Source organism: Azorhizophilus paspali, from assembly GCF_043587585.2.
Classification (GTDB): domain Bacteria; phylum Pseudomonadota; class Gammaproteobacteria; order Pseudomonadales; family Pseudomonadaceae; genus Azotobacter; species Azotobacter paspali.
The window spans coordinates 1,765,088-1,786,498 of sequence record NZ_CP171449.1; the positions used below are offsets into that span (position 1 = coordinate 1,765,088).

Genomic DNA, 21,411 nt, shown 5'->3' on the forward strand with positions numbered 1-21,411 from the left:
GAGTCAGCGCGATGAGCGGGTGATGCCGATACGGGCGCTGGAGCGTGCGGAAGGCCAGTTCAAGTCGCGGCGGGTCCGTGAATGTGCCGGCGTGCACTGCGGATTAGGCGTGCGCCTAGCAGGAGGGCGGCGCAGCTCAGGCCGATCACCATGCCCTGCCAGAGTCCGCGCGGGCCGCTGGACTCGCCGAGCCAGCCGCCCAAGCCGAGGCCGTAACCGACCGGCAGGCCGACTCCCCAGTAGGCGAGCAGGGTGATCGACATGATCGCGCGGGTATCCTGGTAGCCGCGCAGGGCACCGGCGGCGGTCACCTGGATGGCGTCGGAGAACTGGAAGAGCGCGGAATAGAGGAGCAGGCCGCTAGCGATGGCGATCACCGCCGGGTCGCTGCTGTAGATGTGGGGAATCCGCTCGCGCAGCAGCAGCATGAGGCCGGCGGCGAGGGTGGCGAAGCCGAGCGCTGCGATTATCCCCGTGCCGGTGCTGAAGCGGGCGTCGTGGGGACTGCCACGACCCAGGGCATGGCCGACGCGAATGGTGACCGCCATGCCCAGGGAGTAGGGAACCATGAACACCAGGCCGGAGAAGTTCAGGGCGATCTGGTGCCCGGCGACCACCTGGGCGCCCAGGCTACCGATCAGCAAGGCGATCACCGAGAAGATACTCGCTTCGGCGAACACCGCCACGCCGATCGGCAGGCCGACGGCCAGCAGGCGGCGCAGTTCCGGCCAGCGGGGACGATCGAAGCGCTCGAACAGCCGGCTGGGCCGGTAGTGGGGGGCATGCTTCACCCAGAACAGCATGGCCAGCAGCATGAAGACCATCACCAGAGCGGTCGCCCAGCCGCAGCCGACTCCGCCCATGGCCGGCAAGCCGAGCTTGCCGTGGATGAAAACGTAGTTGGCCGGGATATTTAGCAGCAGTCCGGCGATGCCGATCAGCATGCTCGGCCGGGTATGTCCGAGTCCGTCGCTGAAGCAGCGCAGCACGTAGTACAGGGCCACGGCCGGCATACCGCAGGCGACTGCACGCAGATAGCCCATGGCCGGTTCGATCAGGCTGGCTTCGACCCGCATCAGGTGCAGGGCCGGCTCGACGTTCCACAACAGCAGTGCGGCGGCGCTGCCGACCGCCAGGGCCAGCCAGAGCGCCTGGCGGACCAGCGGGCCGATTTCCGGCTGCCGGCCGGCACCGCGCAGGTGCGCCACCCTGGGCGTGGTGGCCAGCAGGATGCCGGTGCTCAGCAGATAGGCGGGTACCCAGAACGAGTTGCCGAGGGCGACCGCGGCGAGGGCTTCGGGTCCGACCCGGCCAGCCATCAGGGTATCGACAAAACCCATGGCGATCTGCGCCAGTTGCGCGACGACGATCGGCAGGGCGAGGTCGGCGAGCGCGCGCAGTTCACGGCGCAACCGCCGCAGGCGCGGTTCGGGTGGCATGTAGGTATCGCCGGGCGGAACGGAGGGGCGGGTAGTCTAAGTCTTGCCGATTGCCTGTCAAACACCACATGGCGGCATTCGGCTGTTCGATGCGACTCACGCCGGAGCCCGACGCAACCTAGGCGGCTCCACCCGAAGGGACGCGCCTGTTTTGACACAGCGCGGCGTTGCTCGTCGTTTGTTTGGAATGACCAAACTTCTCTGCTCGCGCCTCGCCCTGTGCCAAAACAGGCTCCGTTGCAACGCGGGAAACAATTGATGACAGGCTCTAAAATGGACACCCCTGAAAGGAGTCCGCCATGCGCATCCTCGCCGACGAAAACATTCCTCTGGTCCATGCCTTCTTTTCCGCCTTCGGCGAGATCCGCCAACTGCCCGGTCGCGCCATCGTATCCGGTTCGCTGGAGGATGCCGAAGTGCTGCTGGTGCGCTCGGTGACCCGGGTCGATGCCGCTCTGCTGGAGGGTAGCCGGATTCGCTTCGTCGGCACTTGCACCATAGGCACGGATCATCTGGACCTCGACTATCTGCGCCGGCGCGGGATCGCCTGGGCTAGTGCTCCGGGCTGCAACGCCCGCGGCGTAGTCGATTACGTGCTGGGCAGCCTGTTGAGCCTGGCCGAACGGCAGGGTGTCGATTCTCGCTTCCCGCTGCTATGGGGTGATCGGGGCTGGTCAGGTTGGCGGGCGGCTGGTCGAGGTGCTGCGCGGGCTGGGCTGGCGCGTACTGATCTGCGATCCGCCGCGCCAGGCGCTGGAGCGGGGCGATTTCGTCGACCTGCCCACCCTGTTGCGCGAGTGCGACGTGCTGAGCCTGCATACGCCGCTGACCCGCGAGGGTGCGCATCCGACTCGGCACCTGCTCGGTCGCGAGCAATTGGCGCGGCTGCGGCCGGGTACCTGGCTGATCAACGCCAGTCGCGGCGCGGTGGTGGACAACCGGGCGCTGCGCGAGGCACTCGCCGGCCGTGCCGACCTGCAGGCGGTACTGGACGTCTGGGAAGGCGAGCCGCTGGTGGATGTCGCCCTGGCCGAACTCTGTCATATCGCCACGCCGCATATTGCTGGCTATAGCCTGGATGGCAAGCTGCGTGGTACGGCGCAGGTCTATCGGGTCTTCTGCGAACAGTTGGGGATGCCGCCTAGCATGCTGCTCGACGAACTGCTGCCGCAGCCCTGGCTGCACGAACTGGGGCTCGACGGTGGAGCTGATCCGGCCTGGGCGCTGGCGACCCTGTGCCGGGCCGTATACGACCCGCGCCGGGACGATGCCGATTTCCGCCGGTCCCTGGAAGGCGATGAGCAGACCAGGCGCAGCGCCTTCGACACCCTGCGCAAGCACTATCCGCTGCGCCGGGAGATCGACGGCCTGCGCGTGAGGCTGAGTGGCGAGGCGCCGCGCCTGCGGCAACTGGTGCGGGCGCTGGGGGCCGAGCTGGTCTAGTCTGCCTTGTGGCCGTCGACGGGAGCCTGGCGCGCAGCCGCTGCCCAAGTCTTGTCGAGAAGTCGGCAGGCCTTCTGGATCATGCCCTCGGTAATGGGAATTTCCCGCCCTTGTTCATTGATGACGGCTCCGCCGCTGGGCTGGCGGGAACGCAGGAGGGCGGTATGGCGCTGGGGACGGTGTTTGCACGGACACATGATGATCGGCCTCCCTCGGCTGATGAGCTGTGCTCTGCAGTCTAGTCGCCCGGGACGGTGCGGAAAGGGGCTGGTCGGCCTGTCGTGCATAAAGGCGGATGAGTTGCAAAAGGAGGATGGAGGAGCGACGGGGCATCGTCGCGGTTTCGCCCGGTCCCCGGATCGCCGGCAGGTGCTCCAGGGACACCGCTCCAATCAGCGGTACTCGCAGAGGTAGGCGGTATCCGTGGCGACTTTCAACTGGAACTTGCTGTTGGCGGGAACGGTGAACTGGCTGCCGGCTTCGAAGGTTTCCCATTGCTCGCTATCTGGCAGCTTCACGGTCAGGGCGCCGGCGATCACGTGCATGATTTCCAGTTGGCTGGTGCCGAATTCGTATTCGCCCGGCGCCATCACGCCAATGGTGGCCGGCCCCTGGCTGGTGCCGAAGGCGATGGATTTGACGGTACCGTCGAAGTATTCGTTGACCTTGAACATGCTGAGTCCTCGGGAGGGCTGAAAAAAGACCCGCAAGTATGCATAAGGCATTCTACCGCGTCATCCGTTTTGAGCGTCGGGCATGGCCGTCAGCGGCAGCAGGCGGGCGGTGTTGCGCGCATCCTCCAGCGCCCGATGCTGTTGTCCCTGAAAGCTCATGCCGGCGAGTTGCAACGCAGTCCGCAGACCGACCGGGCGCTTCAACTGGCGAGTATCGGCGAAGTGCTGTTTCAGGTTGACGTGGGAAAGGGCTATCAGGCTGCTGGCGAGGCCGTGGCGGCGCCATTCCTGCTCCAGTTGCCGGCGATCGTAGTCGCCCCAACTGGTCCAGCCCGCCAGGCGTGGACGATAAGGAGCAAGCCAGTGCTCGAACTGCTCCCAGACCACGGGCAGCGGGGTGGCGGAATCGATGTCGGACTGGGCTATGTGTGTGAGTTCCTGGCAGAAGAGGGTCAGGAGAGGACGACGCAAGGGACGTACGAAGCGCTTGAAGTGATCCAGTTCGTGGCCGTCCCTGTCCACCAGGCTGGCGCCGATCTCGATGATTTCCATGTCCGCCACCGGCCAGCCACCCTCGTCCGTCGTGGCTTCTAGATCGATTACCAACCACTTGTCCATGGGCAGCTCCAGGGCTTCGTGCAGGGGGATGCCAGACTCGCTGGCGGACAGTGCTATCAGTGTAAACCCTCTCCGGATCCACACCCGCCGATGAGATGTGGTCGGGAGCTGGCTGTCGCGAAGGCGCTCAGCTACGGAAGATGAAATACACCGCGCCCAGCAGGCAGAGTCCGGCCCATAGATAGTCGAGCTTGAGGGGCTGGTGCATGAACAGCACGCTGAATGGAACGAAGACCATCAGGGTGATCACTTCCTGCATGATCTTCAACTGGCCGACGTTGAGTTCGGTGTAGCCGATGCGGTTGGCCGGAACCATGATCAGGTATTCGAACAGTGCGATTCCCCAACTGAGGAGGGCGGCAATGGCCCAGGGCTTGCTGTTGAGAGTGCGAAGATGGCCGTACCAGGCGAAGGTCATGAAGATGTTCGAAAGGCTGAGCAGCAGTGCGGTTTGCACCCAGATTGGCATGGAATATGGCTCCGGACTGGTGTGAGCGGGCGACCGATCGGTGGTGGGAGGAGGCGCGGGGCGGAGGATAGCTTAGCGGCTCGTTGAGTTCGGCATTAAGATACTTGACCTTCCCTGAAAGTTGTTCACCTTGCGAGGTCCGCTCATGAAGTGCCGCGCGGGTTGTGGTGCCTGCTGCATTGCTCCTTCCATCAGTTCGCCGCTCCCAGGCATGCCGTTCGGCAAGCCGGCAGGCGAGCGTTGCCTGCATCTGTCCGTGAAGGGTTTATGCACCTTGTTCGATAAGCTCGGGCGGCCGGCAGTCTGTTCGGCCTTCAAGGCGGATGCGGCTGTCTGCGGCGACAGTCGGGAGGAAGCGTTGCGGCTGCTCGCCTGGCTGGAACAGGAAACGCGTTGAGACGGGGTCTCGGCAACGATATGTGTCCGTACGGAGCGAGCCGATACGCGAATGGATAACCAATAAAAAAGGCTGCGTTAAAACGCAGCCTTTTTCCGCCGGACGGAAAACGCTATCAGCGTTTTTCCACCGGGATGTAGTCGCGCTTCTCGTAGCCGGTGTACAACTGGCGCGGACGGCCGATTTTGTACGGGCCGGAGAGCATTTCCTTCCAGTGCGAGATCCAGCCCACGGTACGAGCCAGGGCGAAGATCACGGTGAACATGCTGGTCGGAATGCCGATCGCCTTGAGAATGATGCCGGAGTAGAAGTCAACGTTCGGGTAAAGATTGCGCTCCTTGAAGTAAGGATCGTTACGCGCGATTTCTTCCAGCTTCATGGCCAGTTCCAACTGGGGATCGTTAATGCCCAGTTCGGACAGCACTTCGTCGCAGGTCTGCTTCATGACCTTGGCGCGCGGGTCGAAGTTCTTGTAGACGCGATGGCCGAAGCCCATCAGCTTGAACGGATCGTTCTTGTCCTTGGCCTTGGCCACGAACTTCTCGATATTGGAAATATCGCCGATCTCGTCGAGCATGGTCAGCACGGCTTCGTTGGCGCCGCCGTGTGCCGGACCCCAAAGGGCCGCGATGCCGGCAGCGATACAGGCGAACGGGTTGGCGCCCGAGGAGCCGGCCAGACGTACGGTGGAGGTCGAGGCGTTCTGCTCGTGATCGGCGTGCAGGACGAAGATGCGGTCCATGGCCTTCGCCAGAACCGGGCTGATCGGCTTCACTTCGCACGGGGTGTTGAACATCATGTGCAGGAAGTTTTCCGCGTAGTCCAGATCGTTGCGCGGATACATCAGCGGCTGGCCGAGGGAGTATTTGTAGACCATGGCGGCCAGGGTCGGCATCTTAGCTACCAGACGGATCGCGGAAATCTCGCGATGCTGCGGGTCATTGATATCCAGCGAGTCGTGATAGAAGGCGGAAAGGGCACCGACGACACCGCACATCACGGCCATCGGGTGGGCATCGCGACGGAATCCATTGAGGAAGTTCTTCAACTGCTCATGAACCATAGTGTGGTTCTTGATATTGTTGACGAACTTGGCTTTCTGATCGGCATTAGGCAGTTCGCCGTTCAGCAACAGATAACAAGTTTCTAGATAGTCGGATTTTTCCGCAAGTTGTTCGATCGGATAACCGCGGTGCAGCAGGATGCCCTTGTCGCCATCGATATAGGTAATCTTCGATTCGCAGGAAGCAGTAGACATAAAGCCAGGATCGAAGGTGAAATGGCCCGTCGAAGTCAGACCGCGTACATCAATCACATCAGGACCGACAGTACCGGTCAACATGGGCAGTTCAACGGGAGCGTTGCCCTCGATGATCAACTGCGCTTTTTTGTCAGCCATGAGTGGCCTCCTTTTTGAGCTTTCTGCTAGGTATCGTCGGCGAACCCCACGCGGAGTCGCCTCTATCTATAGAGTGTCACTATAGGGGTGACGAGTCTGAAAGCAATCTGCACCAAAGTAGTAGTGAAGCGCTCGTTTCAGAATGGTTTGCACGCAAAAAAGAAGCTATTTACGTGATTAATAGCCTTAGTGCAATCACTACTTTGTTGAGGGTGCTTGCGTTGTCATTAGTACCCTAACTGTCTATACTCGGCAACCAACCGCCAGGGGCTTCGGAGCCGCGTATTCTGGAGGTTGCCGCTCTCTGGGTGGTGGGTACCTGACCAGTGCACATCCCAACAACTTCGCCCTGCTCGCCAGGGCTCTCACAGTGAATGAAAGCCGTGAAAAGCCAACGACCTGTAAACCTAGACCTTAGGACAATCAAACTTCCTGTCACTGCTTACACGTCCATTCTTCACCGTATCTCTGGTGTCGTCCTCTTCCTGGGAATTGTCGTGCTGCTGTCTTGGCTCGACAAGTCTCTGTCGTCGGAGGAAGGCTTCGAGCAGGTGAAGGGGTATCTGGCCAGCCCGCTGGTCAAGCTGGTGGCGTGGGGCTTGGTGTCCGCATTGCTGTACCACCTGGTGGCCGGCGTGCGCCATCTGATTATGGATACGGGCATCGGTGAAACGCTGGAAGGCGGCACCAAGGGCTCGAAAATCGTTATCGGCGTTTCGGTGGCGCTGATCCTGCTGTCGGGGGTTTGGATATGGTAACCAATGTCACGAATTTCTCGCGCTCGGGTCTCTACGACTGGATGGCCCAGCGTGTCTCCGCGGTCATTCTCGCGGCATATACCCTCTTCCTGCTGGGCTACCTGTTCTTCAGCTCGGATCTGAGCTACGCCGAATGGCATGGCCTGTTCTCCAGCACCGGCATGCGGATCTTCAGTCTGCTGGCTCTCGTCGCCCTGAGTGTACACGCCTGGGTCGGCATGTGGACCATCTCGACCGACTACCTGACTCCGATGGCGCTGGGCAAGCTGGCGACCGTCGTACGTTTCCTTTTCCAGGCCGCGTGTGGCATCGCCATGTTCGCGTTTTTCGTCTGGGGTGTGCAGATTCTTTGGGGTATCTGATCCATGGCTAACATTCGTACGCTTTCCTTCGACGCAATCATCGTCGGCGGCGGTGGTGCTGGCATGCGTGCTGCTCTGCAACTGGCTCAGGGCGGCCATAAGACTGCAGTGGTCACCAAGGTGTTTCCGACTCGCTCGCACACTGTCTCCGCACAGGGCGGCATCACCTGCGCCATCGCTTCGGCGGACCCGAACGACGATTGGCGCTGGCACATGTACGACACCGTTAAGGGTTCGGACTACATCGGTGACCAGGACGCCATCGAGTACATGTGTTCGGTCGGCCCCGAAGCCGTATTCGAACTCGAGCACATGGGTCTGCCGTTCTCCCGTACCGAAACCGGTCGTATCTATCAGCGCCCGTTCGGTGGCCAGTCCAAGGACTATGGCAACGGCGGTCAGGCCGCCCGTACCTGTGCCGCTGCCGACCGTACCGGTCACGCGCTGCTGCATACCCTCTATCAGGGCAACCTGAAGAACAAAACCACCTTCCTCAACGAGTGGTACGCGGTCGATCTGGTGAAAAACCAGGACGGCGCCGTGGTCGGCATCATTGCCATCTGCATCGAAACCGGCGAAACGGTCTACATCCGCTGCAAGGCCGTGGTTCTGGCTACCGGTGGTGCCGGTCGCATCTACGCCTCGACCACCAATGCCTTGATCAACACCGGTGACGGCGTGGGCATGGCTCTGCGCGCCGGTGTGCCGGTGCAGGACATCGAGATGTGGCAGTTCCACCCGACCGGCATCGCCGGTGCCGGTGTGTTGGTGACCGAAGGCTGCCGCGGCGAGGGTGGCTACCTGATCAACAAGCACGGCGAGCGCTTCATGGAGCGTTATGCGCCGAATGCCAAGGACCTGGCCGGCCGCGACGTCGTCGCCCGCTCCATGGTCAAGGAAATCATCGCCGGCAACGGTTGTGGTCCGGATGGCGACCACGTGCTGCTGAAGCTCGACCACCTCGGCGAGGAAGTGCTGCACAGCCGCCTGCCCGGCATCTGCGAACTGTCCAAGACCTTCGCCCACGTCGATCCGGTGCTTGCTCCGGTTCCGGTCGTGCCGACCTGCCATTACATGATGGGTGGCGTGGCCACCAACATCCATGGTCAGGCCATCACCCAGGACGCCAACGGCAACGACAAGATCATCGAAGGTCTGTTCGCCGTGGGCGAAGTGGCCTGCGTGTCGGTGCACGGCGCCAACCGTCTGGGCGGCAACTCGCTGCTCGACTTGGTCGTGTTCGGTCGTGCCGCCGGTCTGCATCTGGAGAAGGCGCTCAAGGAAGGTATCGAGTACCGCAGTGCTTCCGAGTCCGATCTCGACGAGTCGCTCAAGCGCCTGTCCGGCGTGAACGAGCGCAACAGTGGCGAAGAAGTCGCGCCCCTGCGTAAAGAGTTGCAGAACTGCATGCAGAACTACTTCGGTGTATTCCGCACCGGTGAATACATGCAAAAGGGGATCGCCCAACTGGCCGATCTGCGTGGTCGTATCGCCGAAGTCAAGATCAACGACAAGAGCCAGGCCTTCAACACTGCCCGTATCGAGGCTCTCGAACTGCAGAACCTGCTCGAAGTGGCCGAGGCCACCGCGATCGCTGCAGAGACTCGCAAGGAATCCCGTGGCGCTCACGCCCGTGAAGACTTCGAAGAGCGCGATGACAAGGAATGGCTGTGCCACACCCTGTACTTCCCGGGGGAAAAGCGCGTGGCCAAACGCGCTGTCAACTTCGCGCCGAAGACCGTTCCGGCGTTTGAACCCAAAGTACGTACTTATTAAGGGTTATCGATATGTCGCTGCCCAAGACATTGCAAGTTAGCGTTTATCGCTACAACCCGGAGCAGGACTCTGCTCCCTACATGCAGAATCTGAACATTGACATCGACGGCAAGGATCTCATGGTCCTCGACGTTCTGGCCCTGATCAAGGAGCGTGACGGCAGCTTTTCCTACCGTCGCTCCTGCCGTGAAGGCGTGTGCGGTTCCGACGGCATGAACATGAACGGCAAGAACGGCCTGGCCTGCATCACTCCGCTATCCAGCGTAGTGAAGGAGGGCAAACTGGTCATTCGTCCGCTGCCCGGACTGCCGATCATCCGCGACTTGGTCGTGGACATGAGCACCTTCTACAAGCAGTACGAGAAGGTGCAGCCCTACCTGCAAAACAATACTCCCGCCCCGGCCATCGAGCGTCTGCAAAGCCCGGAAGAGCGCGAGAAGCTGGACGGTCTCTACGAGTGCATCCTGTGCGCTTGTTGTTCGACCTCCTGTCCGTCCTTCTGGTGGAACCCGGACAAGTTCCTTGGTCCCGCCGCACTGCTGCAGGCCTATCGTTTCCTGGCCGACAGTCGTGACACCAAGACCCAGGAGCGTCTGGCTGCCATGGATGACCCGTTCAGCGTATTCCGCTGCCGCGGCATCATGAACTGCGTATATGTCTGCCCGAAAGGCCTGAACCCGACCAAGGCCATCGGTCACGTGCGCGACATGCTGCTGCGTAGCGCTACCTAAGCGGTTCCTAGCGATAGCGCATACCTGCGGCGTCGGAAGCGATTCCGGCGTCGCAGCCAAAGATGGATCCGCAGCTCATGAAGCCGCGCTCCTATAAAGAATTTAACTAGCAGGGGCATCCGGGCAACGCTCGGACTATCTGTGGGATCCGTAGTGGCTTTACCAAAGTCGCTGCTCCATGACTTTGGAACGACCATGTGCGGCTCGCGCCGATGGTATCCCCTCAAAAGGGTGACCAAGCATGCAAGATAGCGTTATGCAGCGCATGTGGAACAGTGCCCACCTTTCCGGTGGAAATGCTGCTTATGTGGAAGAGCTCTATGAGCTTTACCTGCACGACCCCAACGCTGTGCCCGAAGAGTGGCGCACCTATTTCGAGAAGCTGCCCGCCGAAGCTGGTGCTTCCACCGATATTCCGCACGCTCCCGTTCGCGACCAGTTCGTTCTGCTGGCCAAGAACCAGCGACGCGCACAGCCGGTCGCAACCTCCAGCGTAAGCACCGAGCACGAGAAGAAGCAGGTCGAAGTCCTGCGTCTGATCCAGGCCTACCGTACGCGTGGCCACCAGGCCTCGCAATTGGACCCGCTCGGTCTGTGGCAGCGCACTGCGCCTTCCGACCTTTCGATTACCCATTACGGGCTGACCAACGCCGATCTGGATACCCCATTCCGTACCGGCGAGCTTTACATCGGTAAGGAAGAGGCGACCCTACGCGAAATCCTGCAGGCATTGCAGGAGACATATTGCCGCACTATCGGCGCCGAATTCACCCATATCGTCGATTCCGAGCAACGTAACTGGTTCGCCCAGCGCCTGGAAAGCGTACGCGGTCGTCCGGTGTACTCCAAGGAGGTGAAAAGCCACCTGCTCGAGCGCCTGAGCGCTGCCGAAGGCCTGGAAAAATACCTGGGCACTAAATATCCGGGCACCAAGCGCTTCGGTCTGGAAGGCGCCGAAAGCCTGGTGCCGGTCGTCGACGAGATCATCCAGCGCGTAGGCTCCTATGGCACCAAGGAAGTCGTCGTCGGCATGGCCCACCGCGGTCGTCTGAACCTGCTGGTTAACGCGCTGGGCAAGAATCCGCGCGACCTGTTCGACGAGTTCGAAGGCAAGCATCTGGTCGAATTGGGCTCCGGTGACGTGAAGTACCACCAGGGCTTCTCCTCCAACGTGATGACCTCGGGTGGCGAAGTGCACCTGGCCATGGCGTTCAACCCCTCGCACCTGGAAATCGTCTCCCCGGTGGTCGAGGGCTCCGTGCGTGCCCGCCAGGACCGTCGCGTCGACGCTACCGGCGAGAAGGTGGTACCGATCTCCATCCACGGCGACTCGGCCTTCGCCGGTCAGGGCGTGGTGATGGAGACCTTCCAGATGTCGCAGATCCGCGGCTACAAGACGGGCGGTACCATCCACATCGTGGTCAACAACCAAGTCGGCTTCACCACCAGCAACCCGGTCGACACCCGTTCGACCGAGTATTGCACCGACCCGGCGAAGATGATTCAGGCGCCGGTACTGCACGTCAACGGTGACGATCCGGAAGCCGTGCTGTTCGTGACCCAACTGGCCGTCGACTATCGCATGCAGTTCAAGCGCGACGTAGTCATCGACCTGGTCTGCTACCGCCGTCGCGGCCACAACGAGGCCGACGAGCCGAGCGGCACCCAGCCGCTGATGTACCAGAAAATCGCCAAGCAGCCCACCACCCGCGAGCTGTATGCCGACGCGCTGGTTAAGGAGGGCAGCCTGAGCCAGGAAGAAGTCCAGGCCAAGGTCGACGAATACCGTACCGCATTGGATAACGGTCAGCACGTGCTCAAGAGCCTGGTCAAGGAGCCGAACACCGAGCTGTTCGTCGACTGGACCCCCTATCTTGGCCATGCCTGGACCGCTCGTCACGACACCAGCTTCGAGCTGAAGACCCTGCAGGAGCTGAACGCCAAGCTGCTGCAGATCCCGGAAGGTTTCGTGGTCCAGCGCCAAGTCGCTAAGATCCTCGAGGATCGCGGCCGCATGGGCGTCGGTGCCATGCCGATCAACTGGGGCTGTGCCGAGACCCTGGCCTACGCCACTCTGTTGAAGGAAGGCCATCCGGTACGTATCACCGGTCAGGACGTCGGTCGTGGCACCTTCTCGCACCGCCATGCGGTGCTGCACAACCAGAAGGATGCCAGCCGCTACATTCCGCTGCAGCATCTCTACGAGGGACAGCCGAAGTTCGAGCTGTATGATTCCTTCCTCTCGGAAGAGGCCGTGCTGGCTTTCGAATATGGCTATGCCACCACCACGCCGAACGCGTTGGTGATCTGGGAAGCCCAGTTCGGCGACTTCGCCAACGGTGCCCAGGTGGTGATCGACCAGTTCATCAGCAGCGGCGAGACCAAGTGGGGACGCCTGTGCGGCCTAACCATGCTGCTGCCGCACGGCTACGAGGGCCAGGGTCCGGAGCACTCTTCGGCACGTCTGGAGCGTTACCTGCAACTGTGCGCCGAGCAGAACATCCAGGTCTGCGTACCGACTACCCCGGCGCAGGTCTATCACATGCTGCGGCGCCAGGTGATCCGTCCGCTGCGCAAGCCGCTGGTGGCCTTGACGCCGAAGTCGCTGCTGCGTCACAAATCGGCGATCTCCACCCTGGAAGATCTGGCTCTCGGCTCCTTCCATCCAGTCCTGCCGGAGGTCGATAGCCTCGATCCGAAGAAAGTCGAGCGTCTGGTCCTGTGCAGTGGCAAGGTCTATTACGACCTGCTGGATAAGCGTCATGCCGAAGGTCGCGAGGACATCGCCATCGTCCGTATCGAGCAGCTCTATCCGTTCCCGGAAGAAGAACTGGCCGAGGTCATGGCTCCGTACACCAACCTCAAGCATGTGGTCTGGTGTCAGGAAGAGCCGATGAACCAGGGCGCCTGGTACTGCAGTCAGCATCACATGCGTCGTGTCGCCAGCGCGCACAAGAAGGAGTTGTTTCTCCAGTATGCTGGTCGCGAGGCGTCGGCCGCTCCGGCTTGCGGTTACGCGTCGATGCATGCCGAGCAGCAAGAAAAACTGCTGCAGGATGCTTTCACTGTTTAACGCCTTCTCGCAGAAGCAACGAATCAATAGGAACTTTAGATAATGGCTATCGATATCAAAGCCCCGACTTTCCCGGAATCGATCGCGGACGGCACCGTCGCCACCTGGCACAAGAAGCCTGGCGAAGCCGTCAAGCGTGACGAGCTGATCGTCGACATCGAAACCGACAAGGTCGTGATGGAAGTGCTTGCTGAAGCGGACGGCGTGATCGCTGAGATCGTCAAGAACGAAGGCGACACCGTGCTCAGCGGCGAACTGCTCGGCAAGCTGACCGAGGGTGGCGCGGCCACCGCAGCTCCGGCTGCCGCTCCGGCCGCTGCCGCTCCGACTCCGGCCGCCGCTCCGGCCGCCGCCGAAGCGCCGATCCTGTCCCCGGCTGCCCGCAAGATCGCCGAGGAAAATGCCATCGCTGCCGACAGCATCACCGGTACCGGCAAGGGCGGTCGCGTGACCAAGGAAGACGCGGTCGCCGCCGCGGAAGCCAAGAAGTCCGCTCCTGCCGGCCAGCCGGCGCCCGCCGCCACCGCCGCTCCGCTGTTCGCGGCCGGCGATCGCGTCGAGAAGCGCGTGCCGATGACCCGCCTGCGCGCTAAGGTCGCCGAGCGCCTGGTCGAGGCCCAGTCCTCCATGGCCATGCTGACGACTTTCAACGAAGTCAACATGAAGCCGGTCATGGAGCTGCGTGCTAAGTACAAGGATCTGTTCGAGAAGACCCACAACGGCGTGCGCCTGGGCTTCATGTCCTTCTTCGTCAAGGCCGCTGTCGAGGCTTTGAAGCGCCAGCCGGGCGTCAACGCCTCCATCGACGGTAACGACATCGTCTACCACGGCTACCAGGACATCGGCGTGGCCGTTTCCAGCGATCGTGGTCTGGTGGTGCCGGTGCTGCGCAACGCCGAGTTCATGAGCCTGGCCGAGATCGAAGGTGGTATCAACGAGTTCGGCAAGAAGGCCAAGGCCGGCAAGCTGACCATCGAGGAAATGACCGGTGGCACCTTCACCATCTCCAACGGTGGCGTATTCGGTTCCCTGCTCTCGACCCCGATCGTCAACCCGCCGCAGACCGCCATCCTCGGCATGCACAAGATCCAGGAGCGTCCGATGGCCGTCAACGGTCAAGTCGTCATCCTGCCGATGATGTATCTTGCCCTTTCCTACGATCACCGTTTGATCGATGGCAAGGAGGCCGTTACCTTCCTGGTGACCATGAAGGATCTCCTGGAAGACCCGGCTCGCCTGCTGCTGGACATCTGATCTGAGATCGCAAGCTGCCCGCACAGGCTTTTCCAGTAAAGCCCGTGCCGGCGGCTTTACGCCGTTTTAAAGAAGAGGATTTGTTATGAGTCAGAAGTTCGACGTGATTGTGATTGGTGCAGGCCCCGGCGGCTACGTGGCTGCCATCAAGTCTGCCCAGCTTGGCCTCAAGACCGCCCTGATCGAGAAGTACAAGGGCAAAGAAGGTAAGACCTCGCTTGGCGGTACCTGCCTGAACGTAGGCTGCATTCCCTCCAAGGCGCTGCTGGACAGCTCCTACAAGTTCCACGAGGCACACGAGAGCTTCAAGCTCCACGGCATCAGCACCGGCGCAGTCGCCATCGACGTGCCGACCATGATCGCCCGTAAGGACCAGATCGTCAGAAACCTCACCGGCGGGGTCTCCTCGCTGATCAAGGCCAATGGCGTTACCCTGTTCGAAGGTCATGGCAAGCTGCTGGCCGGCAAGAAGGTCGAAGTCACCGCTGCCGACGGCAGCAGCCAGGTACTCGACACCGAGAACGTCATCCTTGCTTCCGGTTCCAAGCCGGTGGAAATTCCGCCGGCTCCGGTCGATCAGGATGTCATCGTCGACTCCACCGGCGCCCTGGACTTCCAGAACGTTCCGGGCAAGCTCGGCGTGATCGGCGCTGGCGTGATCGGCTTGGAGCTGGGTTCGGTCTGGGCCCGCCTGGGTGCCGAAGTCACCGTACTTGAGGCCATGGACAAGTTCCTGCCGGCCGTCGACGAACAGGTCGCCAAGGAAGCCCAGAAGATTCTCACTAAGCAAGGCCTGAAGATCCTGCTGGGTGCTCGTGTCACCGGCACCGAGGTCAAGAACAAGCAGGTCACCGTCAAGTTCGTCGATGCCGAAGGCGAGAAGTCGCAGACCTTCGACAAGCTGATCGTCGCGGTCGGCCGCCGCCCGGTGACCACCGACCTGCTGGCCGCCGACAGCGGCGTGACCCTGGACGAGCGTGGCTTCATCTATGTCGACGACTACTGCGCCACCAGCGTGCCTGGCGTCTATGCCATCGGTGACGTGGTCCGCGGTGCCATGCTGGCCCACAAGGCCTCGGAAGAGGGTGTAGTGGTCGCCGAGCGCATCGCCGGTCACAAGGCCCAAATGAACTATGACCTGATTCCGGCCGTCATCTACACCCACCCGGAAATCGCCGGCGTGGGCAAGACCGAGCAGGCTCTGAAGGCCGAGGGCATAGCCATCAACGTCGGCGTCTTCCCCTTCGCTGCCAGCGGCCGCGCCATGGCCGCCAACGATACCGCAGGCTTCGTCAAGGTCATCGCCGATGCCAAGACCGACCGCGTGCTTGGCGTCCATGTGATCGGCCCGAGCGCCGCCGAACTGGTCCAGCAGGGCGCCATCGCCATGGAGTTCGGCACTAGCTCTGAAGACCTGGGCATGATGGTCTTCGCCCACCCGGCGCTGTCCGAAGCGCTGCACGAGGCCGCCCTGGCGGTCAGCGGCCACGCGATTCACGTTGCCAACCGCAAGAAGTAAGCGAGCAACAAGGCAATACCCGGCGGCAGACAATCCGCTGTAGCTCCTCGCAGCTACAGCGGAGCGTCTGCCGCGCTGCTTTCGCTGGTATGGTATGGTCGTGGTGTCGGCATGGTCCGGCACCATGCCGCGCAAGGACAGCCATAAAAACCAGAACGGTACCCAGACATGAATCTCCATGAATATCAGGGCAAGCAGCTTTTCGCCGAATATGGTTTACCCGTGTCCCAAGGCGTTGCCATCGATACCCCGGAGGCCGCAGCGGAGGCCTGCGACAGGATTGGCGGCAACTGCTGGGTCGCGAAGGTCCAGGTGCATGCCGGCGGTCGTGGCAAGGCCGGTGGCGTCAAGCTGGTCAAGAGCCGGGAGGAGGCGAAGGCCTTCGCCGTCAACTGGCTGGGCAAGCGACTGGTGACCTACCAGACCGACGCTTCGGGGCAGCCGGTCGGCAAGATCCTGGTCGAAGCTTGCACCGAGATCGAGCGGGAGCTTTACCTGGGAGCGGTAATCGATCGTTCGAGTCGCCGCATCGTCTTCATGGCCTCGACCGAGGGCGGGGTGAACATCGAGCAGGTCGCCCACGAAACGCCCGAGAAGATCCTCAAGGCCAGTATCGACCCCCTGGTCGGCGCCCAGCCATTCCAGGCCCGCGACCTGGCCTTCCGGCTGGGGCTCGAAGGCGATCAGCTCAAGCAGTTCACCCATATCTTCATCGGCCTGGCCAAGCTGTTCCAGGAGCACGATCTGGCCTTGGTAGAGGTAAACCCGCTGGTGGTCCAGAAAGACGGCAATCTGCTCTGCCTGGACGCCAAGATCAATCTCGATGCCAACGCCCTGTTCCGCCAACCTAGACTGCGCGCCATGCACGACCCTTCCCAGGAAGATCCCCGCGAAGTGCATGCGGCGAAGTGGGAGCTGAACTACGTAGCTCTCGAGGGCAACATCGGCTGCATGGTCAACGGCGCCGGACTGGCCATGGGCACCATGGACATCGTCAATCTCCATGGGGGCCGGCCGGCCAACTTCCTCGACGTTGGCGGCGGCGCGACCAAGGAGCGGGTGACCGAAGCCTTTAAGATCATTCTCTCCGATGCCAAGGTGAAAGCCGTGCTGGTCAATATCTTCGGCGGCATCGTGCGCTGCGACATGATCGCCGAAGGCATCATCGGCGCGGTCCGGGAAGTGGGCGTCAAGGTTCCGGTGGTGGTCCGCCTGGAGGGCAACAACGCGGAACTGGGCGCCGAGATGCTGGCCCGGAGCGGCCTGAACATTATTCCGGCCAGCACCCTGACCGATGCGGCGGTGCAGGTGGTCAAGGCAGCGGAGGACAACCCATGAGTATTCTGGTCAACAAGGACACCAAGGTCATCTGCCAGGGATTCACCGGTAGCCAGGGGACCTTCCACAGTGAACAGGCCATCGCCTATGGCACCCGGATGGTCGGAGGCGTGACGCCAGGCAAGGGGGGACTCGTCCATCTCGACCTGCCGGTATTCGACACGGTCCGCGAGGCCGTGGAGGCCACCGGCGCCGACGCCTCGGTCATCTACGTACCCGCGCCCTTCTGCAAGGACTCCATTCTTGAAGCGGCTTTCGCCGGTGTTCGGCTGATCGTCTGTATCACCGAGGGCATACCGACCCTCGACATGCTGCAGGTCAAGCTTAAATGCGACGAGCTGGGCGTGCGCCTGATCGGCCCCAACTGTCCGGGCGTGATCACTCCCGGCGAGTGCAAGATCGGCATCCAGCCGGGCAATATCCACATGCCGGGCAGGGTCGGCATCGTTTCCCGGTCGGGCACCCTGACCTACGAGGCGGTGAAGCAGACCACCGATGCGGGCTTTGGCCAGTCCACCTGCGTGGGTATCGGTGGCGACCCGATTCCGGGGTCCAGCTTCATCGATATCCTCGGTCTGTTCCAGGCCGATCCGCAGACCGAAGCCATCGTGATGATCGGCGAAATCGGCGGCAGTGCCGAGGAAGAGGCGGCGGCCTACATCAAGGCCAAGGTCGACAAGCCGGTGGTTTCCTACATCGCCGGTGTCACCGCGCCTTCGGGCAAGCGCATGGGGCATGCCGGTGCGATCATCTCCGGCGGCAAAGGCACTGCGGACGAGAAGTTCGCCGCCCTGCAGGATGCCGGCGTGAAGACCGTGCGTTCCCTGGCGGATATCGGCAAGGCCCTGGCCGAACTGACCGGCTGGGAGAAGAAGCAGCCCTGAGCCCGGCGGTTTCCCGACAAGGAAATGCCGGCCGCTCCTTCGACTGGCATTTTCTCGTCGTGTGGGTAAAGTGACGGGCTTCTCGCGTTGCCGTGGCTAGGAGTACCGATGTTCAGCGCCGAAAGCTATCTGCCTCATTTGCTTGCCATCATCTGGTTCGTGCTTTGCTGGGTAGGCTATACCCGCTATGCCATCTGGAAGGGGCGCGACACCCCTTGCCTGGCCAGCATCATGCACCTCTATCGAGAGGACTGGATGCGCCGCCTGCTGCAGCGCGACACTCGCATCGCCGACGCCAGCGTGATCGGCAGCCTGGAGCGCAGCGCCTCCTTCTTCGCTTCCAGCACCCTGATCATTCTCGCCGGCATTCTCACCTTGCTGGGTTCGTCCGAACGGGCGGTTTCCCTGCTGGCCGAGCTGCCCTTCGTCCAGGTGACCACCCGCGAGCTGTCGGAAATCAAGCTGCTCTGCCTGTGCGTGGTGTTCGTCTATGCCTTCTTCACCTTCAGTTGGTGCATGCGCCAATACAATTTCGCCGCAGTGCTAGTCGGCGCCGCGCCGATGGTGGGAGAGCGGCACGTCACCGAGCAGGAACGCAAGGCTTTTGCCGAGCGCGTCGCGCGGGTGATCTCGCTGGCCGCCAACCAGTTCAACTTCGGTCTGCGCGCCTATTATTTCGGCCTGGCCATGCTGGCCTGGTTCATCAACCCCTGGGTGTTCATGCTGGTCACGACCGGCGTGGTCATAGTGCTCTACCATCGGGAATTTCATTCCGAGGTGCTGGAGGTCATGATCTATACGCCGACCCCGCCCTTGGTGCCCCTAAGGGAAGAAAAGTAGCCTTTCTGTCTGCATTGGATGTCCCGATGAAGCGATTGCTGACCAATCCCTATCTGCTGCTCACCCTAGCATCGCTGTTCTGGTCGGGAAACATGGTCATGGGCCGTGGCTTGCGTGGCGACCTGCCGCCGGTGGGGCTGGCCTTCTGGCGCTGGACCATCGCCTTCCTGCTGGTGCTGCCGCTCGCCCTGCCGCATCTGCGCAAGCAATGGCCGGCCCTGCGCGCGGGTTGGCGGCCGCTGCTCCTGCTCGGCGTGCTGGGCGTCGGCTGTTACAACACCTTTTCCTACATCGCCCTGCAATACACCACGGCGACCAGCGCCATCCTGCTCAACTCCTTCATTCCCGTGGCGACCATCGCTCTGGCTTTCCTGCTTTTCGGCAAGCGTCTCAGCTGCCAAGAGGCCCTTGGCGTGATCGTTTCGCTGGCCGGAGCATTGACTCTGGTGGTCCAGGGCAGCCTGGACAAGCTCCTAGCCCTTAGCCTGAACATCGGCGATCTGTGGATGCTCGCGGCGGTGCTGTCCTGGGGACTCTACACCGTGGGCCTGCAGTGGCGCCCGCAGGGCGTGCACCCGATGCTGCTCCTGGCGGCGTGCATCGCGATCGGCCTGGTGGCCCAGGCACCGGCCTATGCCTGGGAGGTCGCGGAGGGACGTTCGATCGTGCTCAATGTCCAGTCCATCGGCGGCATCCTCTACGCGGGCGTGGTGGCGGCTTTCTTAGGGTTTCTCTGCTACAACGCTGGCGTCGCCGCCATCGGGCCGGCGCGGGGCTCGCTGTTCATCCACCTGATGCCGGTGTTCGGCACCATTCTCTCTGCGCTGCTGCTGGGCGAGCGGCCGCATCTTTATCACCTGGCCGGCATCGCCCTGGTCTTCGCCGGAATCGCGCTGACCATGCGCCGTCCGGCCGTGTCCGGCGGCGCGCTGCTGCCGGCCGGCGAATCGCGGCCCTAACCGGATTCCGGCTTCAGGGCCTGGCGCTTTCCTCGCGTGGTAGCGACAGGTCGAGGAGGATCGCCGTCAGGCCGCCGCTGGTGATCGCCGAATCGAACAGGTTGCGCACGAGTTCGGGCATCTGCTGCAAGAGTTGCGGCTGTGCGGCGACGCCCAGGCCGATGCCGAGGGAGGCGGCGACGATCAGCGTGTCGCGACGGTCCAGGGTGGTCCGGGCGAGGATGCGGATGCCGGCCACGGCGACGCTGCCGAACATGATCAGGGTGGCACCGCCCAGCACCGGCTTGGGGATCTGCTGCAGCAGCGCGCCGAGTGCCGGGATCAGGCCGAAGGCGACGAGGATGATGCCGATGTAGAGGCCGACATGGCGGCTGGCCACGCCGGTCATCTGGATCACGCCGTTGTTCTGCGCGAAGGTGGTGTTGGGAAAGGCACCGAGGCTGGCGGCGATCAGGCAACTGACGCCATCGCCGAGCACGCCGCCTTTGAGTCTGTCCAGATAGGGCGAACCGGAGATCGGCTGGCGCGACAGCAGGCAGTTCGCGGTGAGGTCGCCGACCGTCTCGATGGTGCTGATCAGGTAGACCAGCGCCACCGGCACGAAAGCCGCCCAGGCGAAATCGAAACCGTAGCGGAAGGGCTGCGGCACGCTGAGCGTCGGCAGTTCCGGCAAGGCCTGGGGGACCAGCCGGCCGGACAGCCAAGCCACCAAGCTGCCGAAAGCCAGGGCGACGACGATCGCCGAGAGGCGCAGTAGGGGCCGACGGGAGCGGTTGAGCAGGACGATGGTCAGCAACACCAGCGCACCCAGCGCGAGATTGCCCGGGGCGCCGAAATCCGCGGCACCGAAGCCGCCGCCGATATCGGTGATGCCGACCTTGATCAGGCTGGTGCCGATCAGGGTGATGACGATGCCGGTGGTCAGCGGACTTATCACTCGACGCAACTGGCCGATGAAGCGGCTGAGAACGACCTGCACGAAGGCGCCGAGAAAGCACACACCGAAAATCAGCGCGAGAATCTCTTCGGGGCCGCCGCCGCGGCTCTTGGCCAGCAGGCCGGCGGCGAGCACCGCGCCGAGGAAGGTGAAGCTGGTGCCCTGCAGGCAGATCATCCCGGCACCGATGCCCAGCGGCCGCCAAGCCTGGAGAAAGGTGCCGACACCGGAAACCAGCAACGCCATGCTGATCAGGTAGGGCAACTGCTCGCCCAGACCGAGCACCGTGCCGATCACCAATGGCGGGGTGATGATGCCGACGAAGCTGGCGAGGATGTGCTGCAGTGCGGCAAAGAAGGCGGGAAGCGGGGCAGGGCGGTCGTCCAGACCGTAGATCAGTTCGGCGGGGGATTGCTCGTGCATGGCGACATCGACCTCGGACAGAAAGGGATGCATAGAGATGGGCACGGAAACGACAATGCCCGCATCCTGCGATGCGGGCATTGTCGTTGGCGATCGTGCGGACCGCCAGCCTGCAAGG

Annotated in this window: 20 protein-coding genes and 1 pseudogene; 14 read left to right on the plus strand and 7 right to left on the minus strand. The window is 62.4% G+C overall.

The window, feature by feature from the left end:
* Positions 1 to 59 precede the first annotated feature (59 nt).
* Complete coding sequence (locus tag ACGI6K_RS08795; RefSeq protein WP_376946645.1) at positions 60 to 1,439, minus strand: MATE family efflux transporter; 1,380 nt, start codon at positions 1,437 to 1,439, stop codon at positions 60 to 62.
* Between the two features lie 299 nt (positions 1,440 to 1,738).
* On the opposite strand from ACGI6K_RS08795, the pseudogene ACGI6K_RS08800 reads away from it, so the two are divergent.
* Both ACGI6K_RS08800 and ACGI6K_RS08805 read left to right on the plus strand, forming a co-directional pair.
* Positions 1,739 to 2,197: pseudogene (locus ACGI6K_RS08800) on the plus strand (hypothetical protein); the annotation flags it as partial.
* Positions 2,139 to 2,882 (plus strand): DUF3410 domain-containing protein, encoded by a 744-nt coding sequence (locus tag ACGI6K_RS08805; RefSeq protein ID WP_394543952.1) that lies wholly within the window; start codon positions 2,139 to 2,141, stop codon positions 2,880 to 2,882. The pseudogene ACGI6K_RS08800 and the gene ACGI6K_RS08805, both read left to right, overlap by 59 nt.
* Here the strand turns inward: ACGI6K_RS08805 and ACGI6K_RS08810 are convergent.
* The 4 genes from ACGI6K_RS08810 to ACGI6K_RS08825 form a co-directional block, all read right to left on the minus strand.
* Positions 2,879 to 3,169, minus strand: a complete 291-nt coding sequence (locus tag ACGI6K_RS08810; RefSeq protein ID WP_377968512.1) for a PA1571 family protein — start codon at positions 3,167 to 3,169, stop codon at positions 2,879 to 2,881. The two genes, ACGI6K_RS08805 and ACGI6K_RS08810, sit on opposite strands and share 4 nt — an antisense overlap.
* 105 nt (positions 3,170 to 3,274) lie before the next feature.
* Complete coding sequence (locus tag ACGI6K_RS08815; protein WP_376946636.1) at positions 3,275 to 3,556, minus strand: pyrimidine/purine nucleoside phosphorylase; 282 nt, start codon at positions 3,554 to 3,556, stop codon at positions 3,275 to 3,277.
* 60 nt (positions 3,557 to 3,616) lie between these two features.
* Positions 3,617 to 4,174 carry an exonuclease domain-containing protein gene (locus ACGI6K_RS08820; RefSeq protein ID WP_376946633.1) on the minus strand — a complete coding sequence of 186 codons (558 nt, stop codon included), beginning with the start codon at positions 4,172 to 4,174 and terminating at the stop codon, positions 3,617 to 3,619.
* Between the two features lie 127 nt (positions 4,175 to 4,301).
* Positions 4,302 to 4,643 carry a DMT family protein gene (locus ACGI6K_RS08825; protein ID WP_376946630.1) on the minus strand — a complete coding sequence of 114 codons (342 nt, stop codon included), beginning with the start codon at positions 4,641 to 4,643 and terminating at the stop codon, positions 4,302 to 4,304.
* Positions 4,644 to 4,788: 145 nt separating this feature from the next.
* Between ACGI6K_RS08825 and ACGI6K_RS08830 the strand changes: the two genes are divergently transcribed.
* Positions 4,789 to 5,040, plus strand: coding sequence for a YkgJ family cysteine cluster protein (locus tag ACGI6K_RS08830; RefSeq protein ID WP_376946627.1), 252 nt, complete (start codon positions 4,789 to 4,791; stop codon positions 5,038 to 5,040).
* Positions 5,041 to 5,155: 115 nt separating this feature from the next.
* On the opposite strand, the gene gltA is transcribed toward ACGI6K_RS08830, so the two are convergent.
* The gene (gltA, locus tag ACGI6K_RS08835; RefSeq protein WP_376946624.1) at positions 5,156 to 6,439 is read right to left on the minus strand and encodes a citrate synthase; all 1,284 of its coding nucleotides are present in this window, start codon (positions 6,437 to 6,439) and stop codon (positions 5,156 to 5,158) included.
* 374 nt (positions 6,440 to 6,813) lie between these two features.
* On the opposite strand from gltA, the gene sdhC reads away from it, so the two are divergent.
* The 11 genes from sdhC (at position 6,814) to ACGI6K_RS08890 (ending at position 19,933) form a co-directional block, all read left to right on the plus strand.
* Entirely contained in the window at positions 6,814 to 7,197 is a 384-nt protein-coding gene (gene sdhC / locus ACGI6K_RS08840; RefSeq protein WP_376946621.1) for a succinate dehydrogenase, cytochrome b556 subunit, read from the plus strand.
* A complete protein-coding gene (gene sdhD / locus ACGI6K_RS08845) occupies positions 7,191 to 7,559 on the plus strand; it encodes a succinate dehydrogenase, hydrophobic membrane anchor protein (protein WP_012701533.1) in 369 nt (122 codons plus the stop codon). The genes sdhC and sdhD overlap by 7 nt, the downstream gene beginning before the upstream one ends.
* A gap of 3 nt (positions 7,560 to 7,562) precedes the next feature.
* Positions 7,563 to 9,335, plus strand: coding sequence for a succinate dehydrogenase flavoprotein subunit (gene sdhA, locus ACGI6K_RS08850; RefSeq protein WP_376946617.1), 1,773 nt, complete (start codon positions 7,563 to 7,565; stop codon positions 9,333 to 9,335).
* An 11-nt stretch (positions 9,336 to 9,346) separates the two neighbouring features.
* Positions 9,347 to 10,066, plus strand: a complete 720-nt coding sequence (locus tag ACGI6K_RS08855) for a succinate dehydrogenase iron-sulfur subunit (RefSeq protein ID WP_376946614.1) — start codon at positions 9,347 to 9,349, stop codon at positions 10,064 to 10,066.
* A 241-nt stretch (positions 10,067 to 10,307) separates the two neighbouring features.
* Entirely contained in the window at positions 10,308 to 13,139 is a 2,832-nt protein-coding gene (locus ACGI6K_RS08860; protein WP_376946611.1) for a 2-oxoglutarate dehydrogenase E1 component, read from the plus strand.
* A 42-nt stretch (positions 13,140 to 13,181) separates the two neighbouring features.
* Complete coding sequence (gene sucB, locus ACGI6K_RS08865; RefSeq protein ID WP_376946608.1) at positions 13,182 to 14,393, plus strand: dihydrolipoyllysine-residue succinyltransferase; 1,212 nt, start codon at positions 13,182 to 13,184, stop codon at positions 14,391 to 14,393.
* 85 nt (positions 14,394 to 14,478) lie between these two features.
* On the plus strand, positions 14,479 to 15,912 hold the full coding sequence (gene lpdA / locus ACGI6K_RS08870) for a dihydrolipoyl dehydrogenase (RefSeq protein ID WP_376946605.1): 1,434 nt from the start codon (positions 14,479 to 14,481) through the stop codon (positions 15,910 to 15,912).
* 168 nt (positions 15,913 to 16,080) lie between these two features.
* The gene (gene sucC / locus ACGI6K_RS08875) at positions 16,081 to 17,250 is read left to right on the plus strand and encodes an ADP-forming succinate--CoA ligase subunit beta (protein WP_376946602.1); all 1,170 of its coding nucleotides are present in this window, start codon (positions 16,081 to 16,083) and stop codon (positions 17,248 to 17,250) included.
* Positions 17,247 to 18,134, plus strand: coding sequence for a succinate--CoA ligase subunit alpha (gene sucD, locus ACGI6K_RS08880; RefSeq protein WP_376946599.1), 888 nt, complete (start codon positions 17,247 to 17,249; stop codon positions 18,132 to 18,134). Before sucC ends, sucD begins: the two co-directional genes overlap by 4 nt.
* A 108-nt stretch (positions 18,135 to 18,242) precedes the next feature.
* Positions 18,243 to 18,974: a DUF599 domain-containing protein gene (locus ACGI6K_RS08885; protein ID WP_376946596.1), complete on the plus strand. Its 732-nt coding sequence runs from the start codon at positions 18,243 to 18,245 to the stop codon at positions 18,972 to 18,974.
* A 26-nt stretch (positions 18,975 to 19,000) separates the two neighbouring features.
* A complete protein-coding gene (locus ACGI6K_RS08890; protein WP_376946593.1) occupies positions 19,001 to 19,933 on the plus strand; it encodes a DMT family transporter in 933 nt (310 codons plus the stop codon).
* 13 nt (positions 19,934 to 19,946) lie between these two features.
* Here the strand turns inward: ACGI6K_RS08890 and ACGI6K_RS08895 are convergent, their stop codons facing one another.
* Positions 19,947 to 21,293, minus strand: coding sequence for a uracil-xanthine permease family protein (locus ACGI6K_RS08895; RefSeq protein ID WP_376946590.1), 1,347 nt, complete (start codon positions 21,291 to 21,293; stop codon positions 19,947 to 19,949).
* Positions 21,294 to 21,411 lie beyond the last annotated feature (118 nt).